The 20,994-nt window shown below is 28.4% G+C and carries 17 protein-coding genes, 4 tRNA genes and 1 pseudogene; 15 read left to right on the forward strand and 7 right to left on the reverse strand.

The genetic code is table 11. From position 1 onward, the window contains the following. The first annotated feature begins 27 nt into the window (after positions 1 to 27). The 7 genes and pseudogenes from HCG76_RS02410 (at position 28) to HCG76_RS19465 (ending at position 3,197) form a co-directional block, all read left to right on the forward strand. Positions 28 to 615: a nucleotidyltransferase family protein gene (locus HCG76_RS02410; RefSeq protein ID WP_221698965.1), complete on the forward strand. Its 588-nt coding sequence runs from the start codon at positions 28 to 30 to the stop codon at positions 613 to 615. 97 nt (positions 616 to 712) lie between these two features. Beyond that, positions 713 to 787 (forward strand) — tRNA-Glu (locus tag HCG76_RS02415). A gap of 74 nt (positions 788 to 861) precedes the next feature. Continuing rightward, positions 862 to 935 (forward strand) — tRNA-Gly (locus HCG76_RS02420). A gap of 126 nt (positions 936 to 1,061) precedes the next feature. Next, positions 1,062 to 1,138: transfer RNA gene (locus HCG76_RS02425), tRNA-Arg, on the forward strand. A gap of 6 nt (positions 1,139 to 1,144) precedes the next feature. Beyond that, a tRNA-Lys gene (locus tag HCG76_RS02430) sits at positions 1,145 to 1,220 on the forward strand. Positions 1,221 to 1,336: 116 nt separating this feature from the next. Next, positions 1,337 to 1,801, forward strand: a complete 465-nt coding sequence (locus HCG76_RS02435; protein WP_221698964.1) for a hypothetical protein — start codon at positions 1,337 to 1,339, stop codon at positions 1,799 to 1,801. 149 nt (positions 1,802 to 1,950) lie between these two features. Next, positions 1,951 to 3,197: pseudogene (locus tag HCG76_RS19465) on the forward strand (uracil-xanthine permease family protein). A gap of 96 nt (positions 3,198 to 3,293) precedes the next feature. On the opposite strand, the gene HCG76_RS02445 reads toward HCG76_RS19465, so the two are convergent. After that, positions 3,294 to 4,988, reverse strand: coding sequence for an ammonium transporter (locus tag HCG76_RS02445; RefSeq protein ID WP_221698963.1), 1,695 nt, complete (start codon positions 4,986 to 4,988; stop codon positions 3,294 to 3,296). Positions 4,989 to 5,198: 210 nt separating this feature from the next. Then, positions 5,199 to 7,292: a glutamine synthetase III family protein gene (locus tag HCG76_RS02450; RefSeq protein ID WP_221698962.1), complete on the reverse strand. Its 2,094-nt coding sequence runs from the start codon at positions 7,290 to 7,292 to the stop codon at positions 5,199 to 5,201. 367 nt (positions 7,293 to 7,659) lie between these two features. Here HCG76_RS02450 and glnA point away from each other — a divergent pair, with 367 nt between their 5' ends. From glnA to HCG76_RS02470, 4 genes are all read left to right on the forward strand, one after another. Continuing rightward, a complete protein-coding gene (gene glnA, locus HCG76_RS02455; protein WP_221698961.1) occupies positions 7,660 to 8,973 on the forward strand; it encodes a type I glutamate--ammonia ligase in 1,314 nt (437 codons plus the stop codon). An 87-nt stretch (positions 8,974 to 9,060) separates the two neighbouring features. Next, the gene (locus HCG76_RS02460) at positions 9,061 to 9,630 is read left to right on the forward strand and encodes an ANTAR domain-containing response regulator (RefSeq protein WP_221698960.1); all 570 of its coding nucleotides are present in this window, start codon (positions 9,061 to 9,063) and stop codon (positions 9,628 to 9,630) included. Positions 9,631 to 9,820: 190 nt separating this feature from the next. Beyond that, entirely contained in the window at positions 9,821 to 10,330 is a 510-nt protein-coding gene (locus tag HCG76_RS02465) for a hypothetical protein (RefSeq protein WP_221698959.1), read from the forward strand. A gap of 167 nt (positions 10,331 to 10,497) precedes the next feature. After that, positions 10,498 to 11,697: a PAS domain-containing sensor histidine kinase gene (locus HCG76_RS02470; RefSeq protein ID WP_221698958.1), complete on the forward strand. Its 1,200-nt coding sequence runs from the start codon at positions 10,498 to 10,500 to the stop codon at positions 11,695 to 11,697. Between the two features lie 64 nt (positions 11,698 to 11,761). Here the strand turns inward: HCG76_RS02470 and HCG76_RS02475 are convergent, their stop codons facing one another. The 5 genes from HCG76_RS02475 to HCG76_RS02495 form a co-directional block, all read right to left on the reverse strand. Further along, entirely contained in the window at positions 11,762 to 12,298 is a 537-nt protein-coding gene (locus HCG76_RS02475; RefSeq protein ID WP_260458019.1) for a permease, read from the reverse strand. Continuing rightward, complete coding sequence (locus HCG76_RS02480) at positions 12,295 to 12,780, reverse strand: permease (RefSeq protein ID WP_221698957.1); 486 nt, start codon at positions 12,778 to 12,780, stop codon at positions 12,295 to 12,297. Before HCG76_RS02480 ends, HCG76_RS02475 begins: the two co-directional genes overlap by 4 nt. Positions 12,781 to 12,906: 126 nt before the next feature. Further along, positions 12,907 to 13,833, reverse strand: a complete 927-nt coding sequence (locus tag HCG76_RS02485) for a patatin-like phospholipase family protein (protein ID WP_221698956.1) — start codon at positions 13,831 to 13,833, stop codon at positions 12,907 to 12,909. Positions 13,834 to 13,976: 143 nt separating this feature from the next. After that, positions 13,977 to 14,540 carry a chromate transporter gene (locus HCG76_RS02490; RefSeq protein WP_221698955.1) on the reverse strand — a complete coding sequence of 188 codons (564 nt, stop codon included), beginning with the start codon at positions 14,538 to 14,540 and terminating at the stop codon, positions 13,977 to 13,979. Then, entirely contained in the window at positions 14,540 to 15,079 is a 540-nt protein-coding gene (locus HCG76_RS02495) for a chromate transporter (protein WP_221698954.1), read from the reverse strand. Before HCG76_RS02495 ends, HCG76_RS02490 begins: the two co-directional genes overlap by 1 nt. Before the next feature lie 445 nt (positions 15,080 to 15,524). On the opposite strand from HCG76_RS02495, the gene HCG76_RS02500 reads away from it, so the two are divergent. From HCG76_RS02500 to HCG76_RS02515, 4 genes are all read left to right on the forward strand, one after another. Continuing rightward, the gene (locus HCG76_RS02500; protein WP_221698953.1) at positions 15,525 to 16,331 is read left to right on the forward strand and encodes a cation diffusion facilitator family transporter; all 807 of its coding nucleotides are present in this window, start codon (positions 15,525 to 15,527) and stop codon (positions 16,329 to 16,331) included. Between the two features lie 109 nt (positions 16,332 to 16,440). Further along, positions 16,441 to 17,253 carry a DUF368 domain-containing protein gene (locus tag HCG76_RS02505; RefSeq protein WP_221698952.1) on the forward strand — a complete coding sequence of 271 codons (813 nt, stop codon included), beginning with the start codon at positions 16,441 to 16,443 and terminating at the stop codon, positions 17,251 to 17,253. Between the two features lie 314 nt (positions 17,254 to 17,567). Further along, positions 17,568 to 20,078: an ABC transporter substrate-binding protein gene (locus HCG76_RS02510; RefSeq protein ID WP_221698951.1), complete on the forward strand. Its 2,511-nt coding sequence runs from the start codon at positions 17,568 to 17,570 to the stop codon at positions 20,076 to 20,078. A gap of 1 nt (position 20,079) precedes the next feature. After that, the gene (locus tag HCG76_RS02515; protein ID WP_221698950.1) at positions 20,080 to 20,985 is read left to right on the forward strand and encodes a carbohydrate ABC transporter permease; all 906 of its coding nucleotides are present in this window, start codon (positions 20,080 to 20,082) and stop codon (positions 20,983 to 20,985) included. The last annotated feature ends 9 nt before the right edge of the window (positions 20,986 to 20,994 follow it).

Raw genomic sequence — 20,994 nt, forward strand, 5'->3', positions numbered from 1 at the left:
AATTTATCAAAAGGGGGGATTTAGGAGATGAAGATAAACTTAATTTTATTAGCAGCTGGAAATAGTAAAAGGTTTAATGGAAATAAATTATTAGCAATATATAAAGAAAAGCCAATATATATGCATATAGTTAATAATGTTCTTAAGTTAGAAGTTAATAAAATAATATGTGTAACTCAGTATGAGGAGATAAAAGAAGCTTTATTAAATACTAATATTAATGTTGTTATCAACACTAACAGTAGCTTAGGAATTTCAAGCTCCATAAAATTAGGAATAAATTTTGATAAAGAAGCTGATGGATATATGTTTATGGTATGTGATCAGCCATTTATTACAGAAAAAACTTTAAAAATATTATTAGATAAATTTATTAATGGAGAAAAAGGTATAGTTTGTGTTGGATGTGGAAATAATAAAGGTAATCCAGTAATCTTTTCAAAAAAATATATTAATGAATTATTATCATTACAAGGAGATAATGGTGGAAAGCGAATACTAAAGGGGCATTTAAATGACTTAAATGTAGTAAATATTGATAATGAGATTGAATTATTCGATATAGATACACAAGAAGAATTTACAAAAGCATCCCGTTTAAAATGTTTACATTAAAAATATTTAAGAAAAATTAAAAAAGTTTTTAAAATAGTGTTGACTTTTGTCTGAAAACACTGTAATATACAAAAAGTAGTCACTAAGACATACGCAAGGCCCCTTGGTCAAGCGGTCAAGACACCACCCTTTCACGGTGGTAACAGGGGTTCGATTCCCCTAGGGGTCACCATTTTGACTAAAAGGAATCTCAATTCTGTTGAGTAAATTCCACTAACTAAATCGAAGATTTAGAGTGTCATTCATGCGGGTATCGTATATCGGTAATACTCCAGCCTTCCAAGCTGGAAAGGTGGGTTCGATTCCCACTACCCGCTCCATTTAAAAATGTTAGGAACGAGCAGTACAAGGAAATGAGGAATGAGCACCAGAGCTTATATATCATAAGTGAGGAGCATAGTGACGAAATTGAAGAAGTAATGCGAAGTTAATAACGGTTTTAATAAGCGTGTTTAGCTCAGCTGGATAGAGCAACGCCCTTCTAAGGCGTGGGCCAGGAGTTCGAATCTCTTAACACGCACCATATTTTGGTTTACTAGCTCAGTCGGTAGAGCACTTGACTTTTAATCAAGGTGTCCGGGGTTCGATTCCCCGGTAAGCCACCAAAAAAAGAAACTCAATAGAGTTTCTTTTTTTTTGCTTAAAAAACTTTAGATCATAATACTGACCAATGAAATAGAAATTCATATTATATTATGAATTGCTTTTTTTTGGAGATAAGATGAAGAGTAAAGATGATGATAGAGAATATGAGTATGAAAAAGAAAAAATAGATAAGTATATTATAGAGTTTGAAGTTAGTTTAGCTAACATGGAGAAAGTAGGAGTTGCTTTTTTAGTGGCTGGTTATTCAAATTATATATATGCTACCAATTTAGATATATTAGATGCACAAAATAGAAACAATACAGGGAAGACTTCTGAAGAAGCATTTTTATTTAGTCAAAAGTTAGTTTTATTAGGATATATATTATTGTGGATAGTTGCATTACGAAGAACATATGTGAAGGAATTAAGTAATATTTATAGGGATGAAAAAAATGATATAACAGCATACCAAAATGTTGCAAGTTCATATTTGATAAGCATAATTGCTAATGCAATGAGGCTTCAAGCTTTTAATACATTAAATAATGAAGAAGTACAATCTAAAAAAGAAGAGAATGATAACAAAAATAATTCATAAATTTACAAACCACTGAATAGAAATTAGTAAGCATATTATAAAAAGGTGGGAGAAATATGTCTGAGTATAAAAAAGAAAATATGTACAGGCTAGAAGGGAAAGTGCCGTTGGGTGATGCAATTCCATTGGGAATGCAACATGTTCTTGCGATGTATGCTGGAAATTTAGCACCATTACTTGTTGTCACTAGTGTTTTGAATATGGATATGGCTATTAAGGTTACATTACTTCAAAATGCTATGTTTGTAGCAGGTCTTATAACTTTGATTCAACTTTATCCTATTTGGAAAGTTGGATCTGGATTACCGGTTGTTATGGGAACTAGCTCTGGATTTATTCCAGTAAGCTTAGGTGTAGGGAATCAATTTGGATATGGAGCTATCATGGGAGCATCACTTATAGGTGGAATAATTGAATTTTTACTTGGATTTATAATAAAACCACTAAGAAAAATATTACCACATGCAGTTACGGGGACTGTTGTATTGATATTAGGAATTTCACTTATTGGTGTAGGTATACAATTCGTTGGTGGTGGGGTTGGCATGCAAGGAGATCCTACCTTTGGTTCTATAAAAATATAACAATAGCATTAATAGTTTTTTTAGTTATTGTTTTGCTTAAACAATTTTCAAAAGGATTCTTAAGTGTATCAGCAATATTAATAGGTATTATTGTTGGATATATTATATCAATACTTATGGGAATGGTAGATTTTTCAGAAATATCAAAAGCAGCATGGTTTTCGATTCCAAAACCTATTTTTATGATTGATGGAATAGAATATAGTTTTCATATAGAAGCAATAGTACCTTTTATATTAGTATACTTAGCAACTACAGTTGAGACTATAGGTGATAATACTGGAATTGCAGTAGGTGGGCTAGGAAGGGATATTACTGATGACGAGTTAGAAGGAGCTGTACATGCAGATGGATTTGGAAGTGTATTTGCAACTCTTTTTGGTGTTATGCCTAATACATCTTTTAGTCAAAATGTAGGACTTGTAGCTATGACTAAAATAGTTAATAGATTTGTTTTAATGACAGGTGCTATATTTTTAATATTATGTGCTTTTATACCTAAGCTTGGAGCTATAGTTGCATCAATACCTAATTGCGTATTAGGTGGAGCTGTAATTTTAATGTTTGCTATGATAAGTATTAGTGGATTAAATCTTTTAATTGAAGATGGAAAGATTTCAGATAGAACAGGTATTATAGTAGCAGCATCATGTGCAGTTGGATTAGGTTTAAGTTACTGTCCAGAAGTTATGCAATATTTACCTCAATGGTTTCAAAATATGTTTAGTCAAGCTATAGTAGGCGGATTTGTAACTGCAACAATACTAAATATAGTTCTTCCTAAAGAGTTAATAAATAATAAAAAATGCTAAATTATTATATTGTAATAAATAGTTTTTATATAAATTAGAGTATTATATATAATGTGCAATAAATTAAGACCTGTATTATACAATACAGGTCTTAATTTATTCTTCATCTTGAAGAGCATCATATCCTTCTTCGTTAGTTCGTATTTTAATTACATTTTCTACATCTTGAATAAATATCTTACCATCACCAATTTTACCAGTGTATAGAGCCTTTTTAATAACTTTAACTAATGTATCTACAGGGATTTTACATACAACAATCTCTACCTTTAATTGAGGTAATAATGTAACGTCTAAAGGAACACCTCTGTAAAAATCAGTAGATCCCTTTTGCATTCCGTAGCCTAAAACGCTAGTTACAGTCATACCAGTAATTCCTAGTTTATCTAAAGCTAACTTTAATCTTTCAAATCTATCTTGTTTAGTTAATACCACAACTTTAGTGAATTTAGCATCAGATTTAGAGTTGTTGTAAATAACTGGAATTGTATCTATGTTATCAAAAGTAGAATTATCGGGTACAGTTGATGCAGAGCCTTCAGCTAAAGTAATATTAGCTAATGTTGATGTTACAGGCATAAAGTCTGCATAACTACTTTCAAGACCATGCTCCTTTTTATCAAGTCCTTCAATTTCTTCTTCAGGAGAAACTCTAAGACCTATTGTGTGTTTAATAGTTAGGAAAACAATAGTCATAGTAAATATAACCCAAGATATAACACATAATACACCTAATATTTGTGTACCTAAAAATTTAAAGCCTCCATCATATAATAACCCACCATTGACTGCAAAAAATCCAGTTAATATTGTACCAAGAGCACCACAAACACCATGTACAGAAATCGCACCAACAGGATCATCTATTTTCAATTTTTTTTCTATAAATTCTACTGCAAATACAACTGCAATACCTGCAATAAGGCCTATAAAGAAAGCTCCAAAAGAATTAACCATATCACAGCCTGCTGTAATGGCAACAAGACCAGCTAATGCACCATTTAAAGTCATAGAAACATCAGGTTTTTTATATCTAATCCAAGTTAGTATTAAAACTGCTACTGCGGCAGTTGCTGCAGCGATATTAGTAGTCATAAAAATTGTACTTGCTGATAATATTGCATCATCACCAGTCATTGAAACAGTAGAACAACCATTAAATCCAAACCAAGCAAACCAAAGAATAAATACACCTAAAGCACCCAAAGTTAAACTATGTCCTGGAATAGCGTGGGCTGTTCCATCTTTAGAATATTTTCCTATACGGGGACCAAGAATTTTTGCACCAACTAAAGCTGCAACACCACCAACCATATGAACTGCAGTAGAACCAGCAAAGTCATGGAAGCCCATTTGTGATAAGAAACCACCACCCCATATCCAATGTCCAGAAATAGGATAAATAAATGCACTAATTATTAAGCTGTATACACAATAAGATGAAAATTTAGTTCTTTCTGCCATAGCTCCAGAAACAATGGTAGCAGCAGTGGCACAGAAAACAGTTTGAAATATAACGAAAGCAAAGGTTGGAATTGAACTACTATAATCACCTTGGATAAATAAATCAATGCTACCTATAAGTGAGCCATCACCTGCAAACATAAGTCCAAATCCTATAAACCAAAATACTACAGTGCCTATAGCGAAGTCCATTAGGTTTTTCATTATTATATTGCCGGCATTTTTAGCTCTTGTAAATCCAGTTTCAACCATTGCAAAGCCTGCTTGCATGAAAAATACTAATGCTGCTCCTAGTAGAGTCCAAATTGTGTCTAATGCTGAATACATAAATATAACCCCCTTTAAAGTAGTTAGAAGTTAGGAGTTTGAAGTAAGTACTTAAATTATTTATATAATAATGACAGTATGTTATTACTTCTAAATAACCCTCAAAACTTATAACTTTTATTGAATTTAATATTTTTATAAAAACAATAGACGTGTATTTACATTAAGAATTTTATAATGTAAATTACACGCCATTGTGTATTATACTATTTAGTTAACACTGAATAAAAGTTCACCATAAGTTGGAAGAGACCAATGATCTTTAGCTATTAATGTTTCAAGTTCATCAACTATTCCACGTAAATGTTGCATATTGATGAATATTGATTCTCTATAATATTTTGCACTTTCAAGTAAATCAGAATGAGTTTTTGCATTTAATACAGAAGTTTCTAAAGTATCAAGCTTTGCGTAAAGGTAATTACCAAGCCTTGATAACTTGGAAAGCAGTTTTTCTTCTAATTCGCATTTAAGATTTGGATTAAGTTGTTTTTTACTATTTGCTATTTCTGATATTTCTCCTTGATAGCTTAAAACTGAAGGAATTATATATTTCTTTACCATATCAATCATAGTTAAGGCTTCTATATGAATAGTTTTACAGTAGTTTTCCATTAAAATTTCATATCTTGAATATAATTCACTTTCAGAAAATACATGGTGTTTAGTAAATAATTCAATATTTTTAGTATGCACGAAGTAAGGAAGAGCGTCAGGAGTAGTTTTTAAGTTTAATAAGCCCCTCTTTTCAGCTTCTTCTATCCAAGCATCACTATAATTATTACCATTAAATATTATTCTTTTATGATCTCTAATAGTATCTTTTATAACTGTATTTAAATCTTCATCAAAGTTACTGCTTTTTTCAAGTATATCTGCAAATTGTTTAAGTTCTTCAGCAACAATAGTATTTAATACAATATTTGGGCCTGCTATTGAGAAAGTAGATCCTAACATTCTAAATTCAAACTTATTACCAGTAAATGCAAAAGGAGAAGTTCTATTTCTATCAGTTGTATCTTTGGAGAATTTTGGTAATACACGAACGCCAATCTCCATTTGGCTCTTACCTTTATCTATATAGTTTGTACCATTTTCAATTGCTGTAATAATTTCTGTTAATTCATCTCCAAGGAACATAGAAACTATTGCTGGAGGAGCTTCATTTGCACCTAATCTATGATCATTTCCTGCACTTGCAACTGATACACGTAGTAAATCTTGATAATCATCAACAGCTTTAATAACAGCTGATAAGAATAATAAGAATTGTGCATTTTCAGAAGGTGTATCACCAGGTTCTAAAAGATTAGCGCCAGTATCAGTAGAAAGTGACCAGTTATTGTGTTTACCACTGCCATTTACACCTGCAAAAGGTTTTTCATGAAGTAAGCAAGCTAATCCATGCTTATTAGCAATAGATTTCATAAGCTCCATTGTAAGTTGGTTATGATCAGTTGCAATATTTGTTGTAGTAAATATTGGAGCAAGCTCGTGTTGTGCTGGCGCAACTTCATTATGCTTTGTTTTTGCTAATACACCTAGTTTCCAAAGTTCTTGTTCTAATTCTTTCATATAAGCTGATACTCTTGGTTTAATAGTACCGAAGTAGTGATCTTCCATTTCTTGACCTTTTGGAGGTCTTGCGCCAAATAAAGTTCTGCCACAGAAAACTAAATCAGGTCTTTTTTCATACATTTCTTTATCAACAAGGAAATATTCTTGTTCAGGTCCAACAGTTGTAATAACTTTTTCAACAGTAGTATTTCCGAATAATCTTAAAATACGTAGTGCTTGTTTATTTAAAGCTTGCATTGAGCGTAAAACTGGAGTTTTCTTATCTAAGGCCTCTCCACTATAAGAGCAAAATGCAGTAGGAATACATAAAGTACCATCTTTTATAAATGCATATGAAGTTGGGTCCCAGGCTGTATAACCTCTAGCTTCAAAAGTAGCCCTAAGACCTCCAGATGGAAAACTTGAAGCATCAGGTTCACCTTGCACAAGTTCTTTACCAGAGAACTCCATTATTATATGTCCATCTTTATCAGGTGTAATAAAACTATCATGTTTTTCGGCAGTAACACCAGTCATAGGTTGGAACCAATGGGTATAGTGAGTTGCACCTTTTTCGATAGCCCAATCTTTCATTGCGTTTGCAACAACTGTAGCAACTTCTAAATTAAGTGGTTTTCCTGCTTGAATGGTATTTTTAAGTGATTTATAAGTCTCTTTAGGTAATCTTGCTTTCATAATACTATCGTTAAAAACTAAACTTCCAAATAAATTTGGTATATATTTCATAATTTAATAACCCCCTTTAAAATAAAAAAAGGCACTGTGGACTTTAAAATAGTCCACAGCGCCTTTGCTGTTTATGTAAGTATTATATGCTTCAAAATTAAAAAAAGTAAATAGTTTTTTGAAAAAAAGTAAAATTATTTAAAATATACTTAATGTTGATAAAAAAACATTTATATTGTATAATGTTACAAATGGACAAAGACGTTCATCAAATGTTTTTTTAGATATATTTATTAATCATAAGATAAAATTTTCTTATGAATAATTAAAGAATCTAAAAATTATTTGATGAGCGTCTTTTTTAGATTATGAAATATTTTTATAAAGTTTGAATATATATTATTTATAATTAACAGGGGGAAGAGATATGACATATGCCGTTAAAGAAGTTTTACAATTTATTGAGGAAAATGATGTTAAGTTTATAAGATTAGCTTTTTGTGACCTTTTGGGAACTCAAAAGAATATTTCTATTATGCCTAATGAATTAGAAAGAGCTTTTAAAGAAGGAGTTTCATTTGATGCATCAGCAATTAAAGGTTTTGCAGATGTTTCTAAATCTGATTTATTATTATTTCCAGATCCAAGTACTTTGAGTGTTTTGCCTTGGAGACCACAACAAGGAAGAGTTGTTAGATTTTTTTGTGATATAAGAACACCGGAAAAAGAAAAGTTTGTTTGCGATAGTAGAGATATATTGAGAAATATGATTAAAAAATGTGTAATTAAAGGATATACACCTTATATAGGTACTGAATGTGAGTTTTATTTATTTAAGACTGATGAAGAAGGAGAACCAACTATGATAACACATGATAAAGGAGGATATTTTGATATAGCACCAATAGATAAAGGAGAAAATATAAGAAGGGAAATATGTCTGTGTTTAGAAGAAATGGGAATAAAGCCAGAAAGTTCACATCATGAGCAAGGGCCAGGGCAAAATGAAATAGATTTTAAGTATAGTGATTCCCTTACAGCTGCTGATAATTTTATAACATTTAAATCAGTGGTAAAAGCAATAGCTACAAGAAATGGACTTTTTGCTTCTTTTCTTCCAAAGCCAATTGCTGATGAGAGTGGAAATGGGCTTCATATAAATTTATCATTGCTAAAGAATGGTACAAATATATTTGAAAATAATAAATGGGAACAAGAAAATGCTAAGAATTTTATAGCAGGAATATTAAGCAAAGCTAAAGAAATAACTGCATTTTTAAATCCATTAGTTAATTCCTATGAAAGATTTGGAAAATTTGAAGCTCCTAAATATATATCATGGTCTCATCAAAATAGATCTCAATTAATTAGAATACCAGCAGCAACAGGAGAAAAAACAAGAATGGAATTAAGATCACCAGATTCATCAATAAATCCATATATTGCTTTTTCATTAATTATAGGAGCAGGTCTTTATGGAATCGAAAATTCAATAGAATTACCAGAAGCGGTGAATGAAAATTTATATACTACAAGTGATGAAGTATTAAATAATATAGAAAAATTACCTGAAAGCCTTGAAGAGGCTATAAACATTGCTAAAAATAGTGAATTTATAAAGGATATAATTGGGGAAGAAGTATTGAAAAGGTATATTGAATTAAAGGAAATTGAAATTAAAGAGTATTTGAATGCATCTGATAAGGAAATGATAAAAAGAAAATATTTTGAATATATATAAGATATTTAGAAGAAGTATAGTTTAGTTAGGTAATATATATTTTGCCGAGATTATCTAATTTATAACTATAATAATGGGGGCGATTTATTGGACAACATTTTAATAGTATCTAGCAGTAGAAAAGGAATGGATTTTTTTACTGAAGTGCTCTCCCAAAACTCCTATGGAGATATTGTTACAGCGACAAATGGTGGAGAAGCTAGAAGACTTTTAATTGAAAGGGATTTTGATTTATGTATTATAAATGCACCGCTTGTAGATGAATTTGGGGAAGAGTTTGCAAGAAATATAGTATCAACTGGAATAGGTCAAGCTATTTTAATTGTTAAAGCTGATATTTATGATGAGATAAGTGAAAAGGTAGAGATAGATGGTGTAATTACTATATCAAAACCAATGAATAGAACTATATTTTGGAGCGCATTAAAAATAGCTAATGCAACTTATAATAAAATGTGCCAATTAAAAAGAGAAAATAATAAGCTACTACAAAAAATTGAAGATATCAGAATGATAGACAGAGCAAAATGTATATTAATACAATATTTAAATATGACAGAATCAGAAGCACATAGATATATAGAAAAACAAGCTATGGATATGAGAGCTACAAAAAGAACTATTGCAGAAGGAATTCTGCGGACATATGAAAGTTAAATTAAAGACAGCAGAGAGATTTGTATTAATCTATCAGCTGTTTTTTTATAAAATTAAACATACTTATAATTTTATTTTTCCTGTATAATTAAAGCGTATATTTAAATAGATTATATGAAAACATTTTTAATAGTGAGTTTAGAAATAAAAAAATAAATAAAGTTTTAATTTGAAATACAGGAGTGATTATGTGCTAATTAAAATTAATGAAAATGACTTTAAAAATAATGTTGAAATTAGATTTAATAATATTACAGATGGGATTAATAGATTTGAAAATAAAACTTTAGAATCAGATAATTCGTATGATTTTGAGAAAAATATGATTAGTTTTTTAGAAGAAGCTGTAAAGTTAAATGGTATAGAAAATTCATATGTTGATTTTTATTATAATAATTTAGAAGAAGATGAGAAGAGAAGATTAAAACAATTTATAAATAGTGAAGATAAGGAATTTATAAGAAAATTTGAAAATGAGAATGGTATGAGTGGGGTTTATTTCAACTTAACATTAGAAAGTATTCCTTTTATAACAAGAATAACCTCCAAAGAAGTTTTATTTTCTACTATATATTTTGTAAAAAAGCCATTTACTATATGGGGTAATTATAATAAAAAATTCCCTGTTTTTTATAGAGAAAAGGGTATATGTGATGAATATAGTAAATTGGCTGAAAAATTTAATTTAAAGATAATATAGAAAAAAGTTTTAGCTACAATTAATTGCAAAATAATCTAAAGTATGAACATAAAATGGTAAAAAAAAGGTTGAAGTTAAGAGGTAAAAATAGTAAAATATAAATAATGGAATAAATTTGAATTAATACTTAATATTTCAAAAATAGGTTTAGGGGGTGAAATACAAGGATGGAACCAGTTATATCTGTTAATGAAAAAAGTGATTTAGAATACTTTTTTGAAATTTCAGTAGATTTTATGGCTATTATAGGAAAAGATGGTAAGGCACAAAAGATAAGTAAATATTGCAGTGAGATATTGGGGTGGAGCGAAAAAGAATTACTTGAACATGAGTGGAGTATGTTTGTTCACACAGCAGATTTAAATTCTATTTTGAGTGCTATATCAAGTGAAGCTATATTCAATGGAGTTAGGGGATTAGAAGTTAGATTTAAGTGTAAGAATGGTGATTACAGATGGGCAGAATGTAATTGTAGATTTGTTAAAGAGAAGGAAGTATATATTTTAACTGCTAGAGATATAACTGAGGAAAAAAATATAATAGAAGAAAAAATTGCTTATGAAAAGGCAATAGAATTAGAAAGCATAAAAAGTGAGTTTTTTTCTAATATATCACATGAATTTAAAACACCGCTAAACATAATATTAGCAACAATGCAAGTTATAAATAAAAATATTGAAGTTAAAAATATTATATCAACTGATGAGGGAAATTTAAATAAATACATGAATTCCATTAGACAAAATTGCTATAGGCTACTTAGGTTAGTTAATAATATAATTGATATTAGTAAAATGGATTATGGATACTACGATATTCAATTAGGGAATTATAATATTATAAGTGTTGTTGAAGATATTACTATGTCTGTTTTAGAGTATGTAAACAATAAAGGCATAGAACTTATATTTGATACTGAAGTTGAAGAAGAAATGATTGCCTGTGATCCAGATAAAATAGAAAGAATAATATTAAATTTATTATCTAATGCAATTAAGTATACAAAAGAAAATGGTAAAATATATGTTAATATAGGAAAAGATAATAATAATATTTATATATCAGTAACAGATAATGGAATAGGAATTCCTAAAAAGAAGCTTGATACAATATTTGAGAGGTATGCTCAAGTTGATAATAAATTAACTAGAAGATTTAATGGTAGTGGAATTGGGTTATCTCTTGTTAAATCCCTTGTTAAAATGCATCAAGGTGATATTTATGTAGAGAGTAAAATTAATGAAGGAAGTAAATTTACTATAAGATTGCCTATATTGCAAGTTGAAACAAGGAATAAGAAGATTAGTGATTTAACAAAATCAAAGGTTGAAAAATGTAGTATTGAATTTTCAGATATATATAGTTAAAAATAAATAATTAATTAAAGTTTGAACATCCCTCTGATTTATTAAGCAGAGGGATATTCAAGCTTTAATTATATTTATTATAAAGTTCATCTAGAGAATCTTTTGGCATTAATAAATTAATAAAGTAGCTCATTATTAATACACCAGGTATATCTATTAATAATCGAGCTAAAGTAAATTTATATCCTAGGGCTGAGAATTCAAATAATAATGTTGAAACTTTTGTTAGACACCAGGCATTCATAAAAATAATTATATTAGAAAATTTTGCGCCCTTTTTTATTAATACTGCAGTAAATGGAAAGGAAGCATACATTGGTCCAGCAGCTATTGAACCTATTAGAATAGATAAAATGATACCAATTATTCCAGATTTATTTCCCATATATTTTATAAGTTGTTCTCTAGGAATCCATACATCCATTAATCCTAATAAAATCATTACAGGTGGAAGAACAGAAAGCATTTGTAATATACTTGATGTAGAAGTATTTATAGTTTGTGTTAATATAGATTTACTAAAAAATGATAATATTATAAGTACTAATAAAGAAAGAAAAAAGTTTTTATATCTTTTAAATATTTTTATTACAATATTCATATGATAATCATAATCCTTTCAAGAATAATTCCCACAAAAATTGAGAATAGGAATGCAATTAAATTTCTTAAGAATGCAGCTCTTTTACCAATATATTTAGATTCAAGTGTAAAGGTCATAATACCAACCAAGGTTAATGAAGAAATTAGAGTTCCAACTTGAGCATATCCAGCACCATTTAAGAGTAATGTGTGGCCAAGAGAAAAGGCAACAAAAGTAGGCATCATTGTAATAGAGCCTATAATATCGGCAAGTATAATACCAAAAAAACCAGAGTTATTTCCTAGTATTTTAGATATTGTGTCTGTGGTGAAAAATGAAAGTAGTATGCCAACGGTTATTATTATACAAAGAAATTGAGGCATTATATTTTCAAGTGATTTTAGTCCTAAAGTAATAGCTTTTTTTGTTTTTGATTTATCTTTTAAAAAAGAAATTATTAATAAAATTAAGGATAAGCTATATAAAATAATTGATGTCATAAAAACCTCCTAAAACTAATTTAATAATATTTTATGATTAGTAAAAAAAGGTGTTAATTAAAAAAATAGTACTATTATTTAAATTTATTTTTTTAGTAATAGTACTATTAAAAAGATTATTAAAGTTTATACAAGATTTCTATATCTAGATATATAGGAGCTAAAGTTCCACTTTGCAAGAAATGTTTTTGCAGAATTATAGCCAGAGTTAAATAAATTTAAGTACTCATCTTTAGAAATTCCAAAATCTACAGTGCCAACATCGTATGTTCTTATTTTAATAGTTCTAACTGAATCCTTATTGTTTAAGAATGCTTCATCATCTTTAGTAAGCATTGTATCTATTACATCACAAGAGTATGTTATTAAATTACTTTTATTTGGATGTACAGTTTTTAAATCTCCATTACTAATGAGCTTTAGTCCAAATGTAGGCCAACGTGGATTGTTTTCAACATCAAAAAGCCATATTGGAAAATTACTTAGAAGTCCTCCATCCACTATAAAACTTGAATTTTTGCCGTTTTTAAGAATTACAGGATTGAAATAAAAAGGAATACTAATACTCATTCTAACCGCTTTGGCAATGCTAAAATCTAATGGATCAATATTATAATTTATTAAATCGTCAGGAAGAATTAGCAATTTTTTATTTGTTACATCAGAAGCAATCACCTTTAAAGGACTAACACCATTTATAGCTATATCTTTAAACTTACTTTTTCCTTTAGCTTTATATAATTTATTTAAGTAATTTTCTATATTATTACCAGAAAATAATCCTTTATTTTTGAATAAGCTTATCGTAGGGCCTAAAAATGGTAAAAGGGTCAAGTTATTTTTTACATAAAAGTCCTTAAAATCTAGATTAAAAAGAATATTTTTTAAGTCTTTTCCTGTGTATCCAACTGCCAATAACGAAGTTACTATAGCACCAGCAGAGGTGCCAGCATATTGTTCAAATGTATAGCCTTGTTCTTCAAGATAATAAATTGCACCTAATAATGCAATACCTTTTACGCCTCCACCTTCACAAACTATATCTGCCTTCATTTATTCACCACCTAATATATTAGAATTGATATATTATATGATTTAAAATACAATTATGGTAAGATTTAAGATATATTAGATGGTTGCTAGAATATATATATTAAATAGGTTAAATAAAGGGAGAGTGTGAATTCACTCTCTCTTTAAAATTTAAATATGATTCCTATAATAGCAGCGCTTGCTATATAAATAATAGGATGTTTTTTAAACTTAGTTATAGCAAAAATCATTATTATTAATAAAATAGTAGCTTTAATATTGATTATGTCTAATAACTTATGTGTAATATTAAATTTATCTAATGCTAATATTGATACTTTAAATACTTGATAGCCAGCAGCTGCAATAAGAGCAGCAACAGCAGGTCTTAAGCCATAAAATATTGAGTCAACAACACTACTTTCTTTAAATTTATTTAAGAAATGGGCAACTATAATTATAACTATAACAGAAGGGGTAACTAAACCAAGAGTAGCTATTATTCCACCTAATATGCCAGAAGCGCGGAAACCAGCAAAAGTAGCCATATTAACACCAATAGCACCAGGTGTTGATTGAGATACTGCAATCATATCCATCAACATTTTTTGATCAAACCAATTATATTTATCAGCTAGTTCATATAGAAATGGGATAGTAGAGAGTCCCCCACCAACAGAGAATAATCCAACCTTAAAGAATTCTAAAAATAAAGTTAAATATATCATTACTTTTTACCTCCTAGTGTTTTAGAAATTAATCCAGTTAATCCAGCAGCAACTACTACATAGACAGGAGATAAACCTAAGAATGCAGATATAATAAAAGTAATAATAGCAATTATTATTCCTAAGTAATCTTTAACAGATGACTTTAAAAGTTTAATTACCGTAGTAATTATTAAAGCAACTACAGCCACTCTTATTCCAGCGAAAGCACTTTGTACTATAGCCATATCAGCAAAGTTTTGTAGAAAAGAAGCAATAATTAATATTATAATTAATGATGGAAAAATTACACCTATAGTTGCAACTATTCCACCTATAATTCCTCTTATTTTAAAGCCAATAAAGGTTGCTGTATTAACTGCGATTACGCCAGGAGTACATTGACCAACAGCATAATAATCTAAAATTTCCTTTTCTGTTGACCATTTTTTATTTTCAACTATTTCCCTTTGAATTATAGGAAGCATTGCATAACCACCACCAAATGTAAGAGCACCAATCTTACAAAAAGTCCAAAATAAATCAAATAATTCCTTCATTTATAAATAATCTCCTTTATTAAAAAATAAGTTCCATGTGATATTATATACTGATTTCATAATAATATATAGTTAAAAATATACTAGGAAGAAAAATACAAGATTTAACGCTTTTAATTATATAGACTAAGTATTAAATTAAAATAAAATGTTAAAAAAATATTAAAATAAGTACATTTTAAATAAAAATAGGTACATTTAAGCTATTTTCAAAATTTTACATATGAATAAATGCATATATTAGTTGCAATTTCTCAGCATTTTAGTCATTACAAAAATAGATTTATTAGTATATTATATAAGTATCTAGTTTTAAAAAAGTAAAAAAATAAGAATAGAGGTGAGAATAATGAAACTAGAGAATAAAATATTAAAACTATCTGTAGTAGGTGCGTTATTCTTTGCACTATTTGGTATTGCATGGGGTTGAGCGATAGATTCTGATATGATTATATTCGATGGATTATATTCATTTATCAGTGTAATATTATCAATGTTATCCCTTTATATTAATAAATATATGGCTAAGAGGGATTTTGAAAAATTTCCTTTTGGTAAACATATTTTAGAACCAATAGTTATTTCAATAAAATCATTAATAATAGCTATTATGTGTTTATATTCATTAATAGGAGCTGTAAAGACAATAGCGAATGGTGGAAATAATTTAGAGTTTGGAATGGCATTAATTTATTCAATTGTATCAGTTGTTGGGTGTGGAGCTATAACGTTTTATATGAAGGCTAAGGAAAAAGCTTTATCATCAGAACTTATAAAGGCAGAATATTCACAATGGTTTATGGATACAGCATTAAGTACAGCTGTATTGGTTGCTTTTATAGTAGCAATTATTTTATCAAAAACAAGATTAAATTTCTTAAATCCATATATAGATCCAGCTATGACAGTTATGGTATCATTATTATGCATTAGAATACCTATAAAAAGCTTTATAAATAGTTTTAAGGAAGTAATTTGTGTAAAAGCAAATGATGAAATTAATGATGATATATATGTATTAGTTAAAGAAATTGAAGAAGAGTATAATTTTGAAGATTCTATAACAAGAGTATCTAAGGTTGGACGTGAACTTAGAATTGAAATTGACTTTGTTTATAATAAGGATAGTAAGCTAAAAACATTAGATCAAATGGATAATGTAAGAGAAGAAATAAATGATGCAATTAAGCATATTGATTATAAAAAGTGGTTGAATGTATCTTTTACAGGAAACAAAAAATGGGCAATATAAAAGTCAGCGAAAGCTGGCTCTTTTTTTTTTTTTTTTGGTTAAATTTTCTATATAATTTGATATAATACATATTAATTAATTTATATCAAAGTCTTAAGGAGAGAGGAATATGAAAAGTCTATTAATATTTTTAAAAGGGTTAGTTATAGGGATATCTATGCTAGTACCGGGAGTAAGCGGTGGAACAATGGCTATAATTTTTGGAATATATGACGATTTAATACGTGCAGTGAGTAGATTTTTTGATGATTGGAAAAGAAACTTTAAACTTTTATTTTATTTAGCATTAGGAGGTATAGTTGGAGTTTTACTATTTAGTAAAATAATAGAAAATCTTTTAAATAAGTCACCTATTATAATGGGATTCCTTTTTATTGGAATAGTTTGTGGTGGTTTACCAACATTATACATAAAGGCTAAAGAAAAAAATAGTAAGAAGTCAGATATTATTTATTTAATTATAGGACTTATTATTGCAATAGTTCTATCAAGAGATCCAGAAGCACTTTCTGTAATGGCTTCGGCCGGAGATATTAAGGGAATTTTTCTTTTACTTATAGCTGGTATTGTAATATCAATTGCCTTAATATTACCAGGAATTAGTACATCTTTTATGTTACTTATGTTAGGATTATATAGTATCACTTTAAACGCTATAAATACATTAAATATAAAATTTTTAATTCCTATATTAATAGGAATACTTATTGGAACTATAGTAACTAGCAAAATATTAGAATATTTGCTTAATAAATATCCTAGTAGAACCTATATGCTTATTTTAGGATTTGTTATAGGATCAATAATTCCAATATATCCTGGATTACCAAATGGAATAAATATTTTGTATGCAATAATAGTATTTGTTTTTGGTTTTTCTATTATTTATTATATAGGGAAGTCAAATAAAATTACCAATTAAATAATATGGATACTTAAAAGAAGCAAAATATTTGCTTCTTTTTTTATTTGTAAGATAAATTTAATAATATATTAATAGTAAATTAAGGATTGAAATATAAAATTTATATAGGGGGTGTTATAAAATATGGAACTTTTTAAAAGGATAATAGGTCTAATAATTTAGAGTATAACAATATTTACATTTTATTATTAAGTATTTTTCATATGAAAAGTATTTAAGAAAAAAATAGAAAGAAGTTTATGGAAAGAAATACTAAAAAATGTTATTATGAAATAAAATGTAAATAAATTATAGATATTATGGAGGTAAATATGGGAAAAAATTTTAAAAGAATGCTTTCAATACTTTTATCATTAACATTAATGTTAAGTATAGTGGGATGCTCAAAGGGAGAAGGAAAGTCTTCAATGGGAAGATATGTTGAGGAAAGATATGAGAGTCCTGAAGGAGTTAATGTTCAAGGAATAACATTATTAGAAGATGGAAAACTAGGAATGATTGCATATTCAAATGAACACTGGAAGCCAGTTGCATTTATTTCTGAAGATGGTGGTAAAACATGGACAGAGAATTCTATAGAATTACCTAAAGAAGAAGGAAAAGAAACATATGCAAATAATATAAGTTATTTAAGTAATGGAAAAATACTAATATCTTATTATTTTCAAGAGCCTATGCCAGAAATGGAAGATGGAATATTAGATGATTCTACAGTAGGTGAAGGTGGAGCAATAGCTAAAGATGAAGTAGTAACAGAAGATTTACTTTATGAAGAACCAGAATTTAAGTATGCTGTTATAGATACTGATGGAACTGTAACTGATATAGAATTAGATCTTTCAGTATATAATGATGATGAATCAATGGGGGTTGGACATAATAACTTCAAAGCTGGTAGTAATGGAGATGTATTTTTCCTTGCTGGTAGTAATGGAGAAAAAGTAGTTCAATTTGATGGTGAAACATTTGAAGAAAAGAATATTTATGAAGGTAGTGAATGGGTTAATGATTTCTTCATAGTTGGAGATTCATTAATTGTATATTCATTTGATTCAATAATTGAATATGATACTACTAATGGAAAAGAAAAAGGGAATTTAGAGGCTTTAGAAAAAGAAACTATAGCTGAAAATACTAATTATTATCCTACATTCCTTAACTCAGGAAGCAAGGATAAGTTATATTATTATACTACTTTAGGGTTATATGAATATGATATGAAAACTGAGAAGGTAAAGCAATTAGTAGATGCTGCAATTTCATCTTTTGGTGATAGTGAAATGTATATAACATCATTTGTCGAAAAGGGGAATGGTGAATTCTTAACTACATTTACTGATTGGTCTAATGCTGAATCAGGAACTTCAATCATTAATTATGCTTATGATGAAAATATACCATCAGTTCCTGAAAATCAATTAGTTATTTATTCATTATTAGAAAATTATTCAATTAGACAAGCTGTTTCTAGTTATGCAAAGGAACATCCAGATACTTATGTTAAGTATGAGATTGGATTAACTTATGGTGATGGAGCAACTCAATCAGATGCACTTAAAACTTTAAATACTGAAATAATGGCAGGTAATGGGCCTGATGTAATAATATTAGACGGTTTATCAGCAGAATCATATATTGAAAAAGGATTATTAGAAGATATAAGTGATGTTATAAATCCTTTAGTAGAAGATGGAACTATATTTAAAAATATAGCAGAAGCATACACTGTTGATGGGAAGATATATCAATTCCCAACGAACTTTAAATTCCCAATATTATTTGGTAATAAAGAAGATATTGCTAATATACAAGGTTTAGATTCTTTAGTTGAATTAACAAAAAAATTATCAACTCAAACTGAAAAAAGAGTATTTTCAAATTACTTTGATGCTAAAGGTTTAGTATATTCATTATATTATTTATATGGAAATGACTGGCTTAATGATGATGATACTATAAATGAAGAAGCTTTAACTAATTTCTTTAATAAAGTTAAAGAAATGTATGTTGCCCTTCAAGAAAATGAGGCAAGCTATGCAAAATTTATGGAAGATAAATATGCAAATTCAGAAAATATAGATGATAATTTTGGAGTAGATTCAGACGTAACTATAGATGAAGACTTTGAAGAAGGCAGTGATGAAGAATTTACTGAAGAAGATTATGAAGAAATGTATGGAATTTATGATTTACAATATTATTTAAATCCTTCTATTTATGCGGATATGTTCTTATTTGAAGATACTTCAAGTTTAGCATATGGTGGAATAGATGGAGCTGATGGATATAGTTCATTAATTACAGCAATGCTTAACAGACCTGAATTAGATTATAAGGTTTTAACTAGAGGTGATGAATCTATATTTACAGGAACAAATATAATTGGTGTTAATGCAAAAGGAAAGAATAAAGAAGAAGCAAAAGAAATAGTAAAACAGTTGCTTTCTGATAAGATTCAAAAACAATTATATGGAAATGGATTACCTGTAAATAAGAAAACTTTAGCAGGTCAATTCTCTATGGAACAATATGAAGGATATGAGCCAGAATTTGATGAAGCAACTAACCACTATGTAAGCTATACTTCAATGTGGGCAGATGAACTTGGAAATGAAAAGGAAATTAAAGTATTACTTGCAAATGAAGAGGATGTTAATAAATTAATTTCTAATATTGAGGGCTTAAATAAAGGAACTACAATAAATAGTGTATTATTAATGGAAGTTGCAAAACAATTTGAAGCATTTGCACAAGATGGAATTTCATTAGATGAGGCTATAAATGAAGTTATAGATAATTTAGATCTATACTTATCGGAGTAATATGGAAGAAGTAAAAGTAAAAAAAATAAAACAAGTTAAGATAAAAAAAGCTGAAAAGGTTGAAATAAAGAAAAAGACAAAAAAGACAGGATTATATTTTGTCTTACCAAGTTTATTAGGGGTAGCAGTATTTACACTGCTTCCCTTCGTAGATGTATTTATAAGATCTTTTCAAAGTGCGATCTCTAGGGAGTTTATAGGTTTTCAAAATTATACTGAAGTTTTCAATAATTCTGCTTTTAAATTAGCAGCTAGTAATACTGGAAAGTTTGTTCTTGTGTGTATACCTTTATTATTATCCTTATCATTAATAATTGCTGTATGGTTAAATAAATTTGTAGAATCATCTAAGGTGTTAAGAACAGCATTTTTAATACCTATGGCGGTCCCGATAGCATCAGTAGTATTAATATGGAATATTGTTTTCCATGAACAAGGTACTTTAAGTGCAATACTAGATAAGTTTAATATAGCAGGGCAAGATTGGATGAGTACAGGATGGGCTTTTTGGATATTAGTGTTTAGTTATATATGGAAAAATTTAGGTTATAATATTATTTTATGGTTAGCTGGATTAAATTCTATATCTAAAGAGATATATGAGTCTGCTAAGGTTGATGGAGCAAATAATTTTCAATGCTTTACTAAGATAACAGTACCTTGTTTAAAGCCAACTTTATATACAGTTGCAGTTTTATCGCTGCTTAATTCCTTTAAGGTATTTAGAGAGGCATATTTAGTTGCTGGAGATTATCCAGATAAAAGTATGTATTTACTTCAACATTTATTTAATAATTGGTTTAGAGAATTAGATTTTAGTAAAATGGCAGCAGCATCTGTACTTATGGCAATAATAATATTTATATTAATTATGATGTTACAAAGAGCATGGGAAAAACAAGATTAAGGTGAGGTG

Origin of the sequence: Clostridium sp. K13 (assembly GCF_019734195.1) — a bacterium.
Classification (GTDB): Bacteria; Bacillota; Clostridia; order Clostridiales; family Clostridiaceae; genus Clostridium.

What these genes read in the sequence shown, in the direction of transcription:
- HCG76_RS02410 (WP_221698965.1), top strand. Translation starts at nt 28, where the DNA reads ATGAAGATAAACTTAATTTTATTAGCAGCTGGAAATAGTAAAAGGTTT.
- HCG76_RS02435 (WP_221698964.1), top strand. Translation starts at nt 1,337, where the DNA reads ATGAAGAGTAAAGATGATGATAGAGAATATGAGTATGAAAAAGAAAAA.
- HCG76_RS02445 (WP_221698963.1), bottom strand. Translation starts at nt 4,988, where the DNA reads ATGTATTCAGCATTAGACACAATTTGGACTCTACTAGGAGCAGCATTA.
- HCG76_RS02450 (WP_221698962.1), bottom strand. Translation starts at nt 7,292, where the DNA reads ATGAAATATATACCAAATTTATTTGGAAGTTTAGTTTTTAACGATAGT.
- glnA (WP_221698961.1), top strand. Translation starts at nt 7,660, where the DNA reads ATGACATATGCCGTTAAAGAAGTTTTACAATTTATTGAGGAAAATGAT.
- HCG76_RS02470 (WP_221698958.1), top strand. Translation starts at nt 10,498, where the DNA reads ATGGAACCAGTTATATCTGTTAATGAAAAAAGTGATTTAGAATACTTT.
- HCG76_RS02475 (WP_260458019.1), bottom strand. Translation starts at nt 12,298, where the DNA reads ATGAATATTGTAATAAAAATATTTAAAAGATATAAAAACTTTTTTCTT.
- HCG76_RS02480 (WP_221698957.1), bottom strand. Translation starts at nt 12,780, where the DNA reads ATGACATCAATTATTTTATATAGCTTATCCTTAATTTTATTAATAATT.
- HCG76_RS02485 (WP_221698956.1), bottom strand. Translation starts at nt 13,833, where the DNA reads ATGAAGGCAGATATAGTTTGTGAAGGTGGAGGCGTAAAAGGTATTGCA.
- HCG76_RS02490 (WP_221698955.1), bottom strand. Translation starts at nt 14,540, where the DNA reads ATGATATATTTAACTTTATTTTTAGAATTCTTTAAGGTTGGATTATTC.
- HCG76_RS02495 (WP_221698954.1), bottom strand. Translation starts at nt 15,079, where the DNA reads ATGAAGGAATTATTTGATTTATTTTGGACTTTTTGTAAGATTGGTGCT.
- HCG76_RS02500 (WP_221698953.1), top strand. Translation starts at nt 15,525, where the DNA reads ATGATTATATTCGATGGATTATATTCATTTATCAGTGTAATATTATCA.
- HCG76_RS02505 (WP_221698952.1), top strand. Translation starts at nt 16,441, where the DNA reads ATGAAAAGTCTATTAATATTTTTAAAAGGGTTAGTTATAGGGATATCT.
- HCG76_RS02510 (WP_221698951.1), top strand. Translation starts at nt 17,568, where the DNA reads ATGGGAAAAAATTTTAAAAGAATGCTTTCAATACTTTTATCATTAACA.
- HCG76_RS02515 (WP_221698950.1), top strand. Translation starts at nt 20,080, where the DNA reads ATGGAAGAAGTAAAAGTAAAAAAAATAAAACAAGTTAAGATAAAAAAA.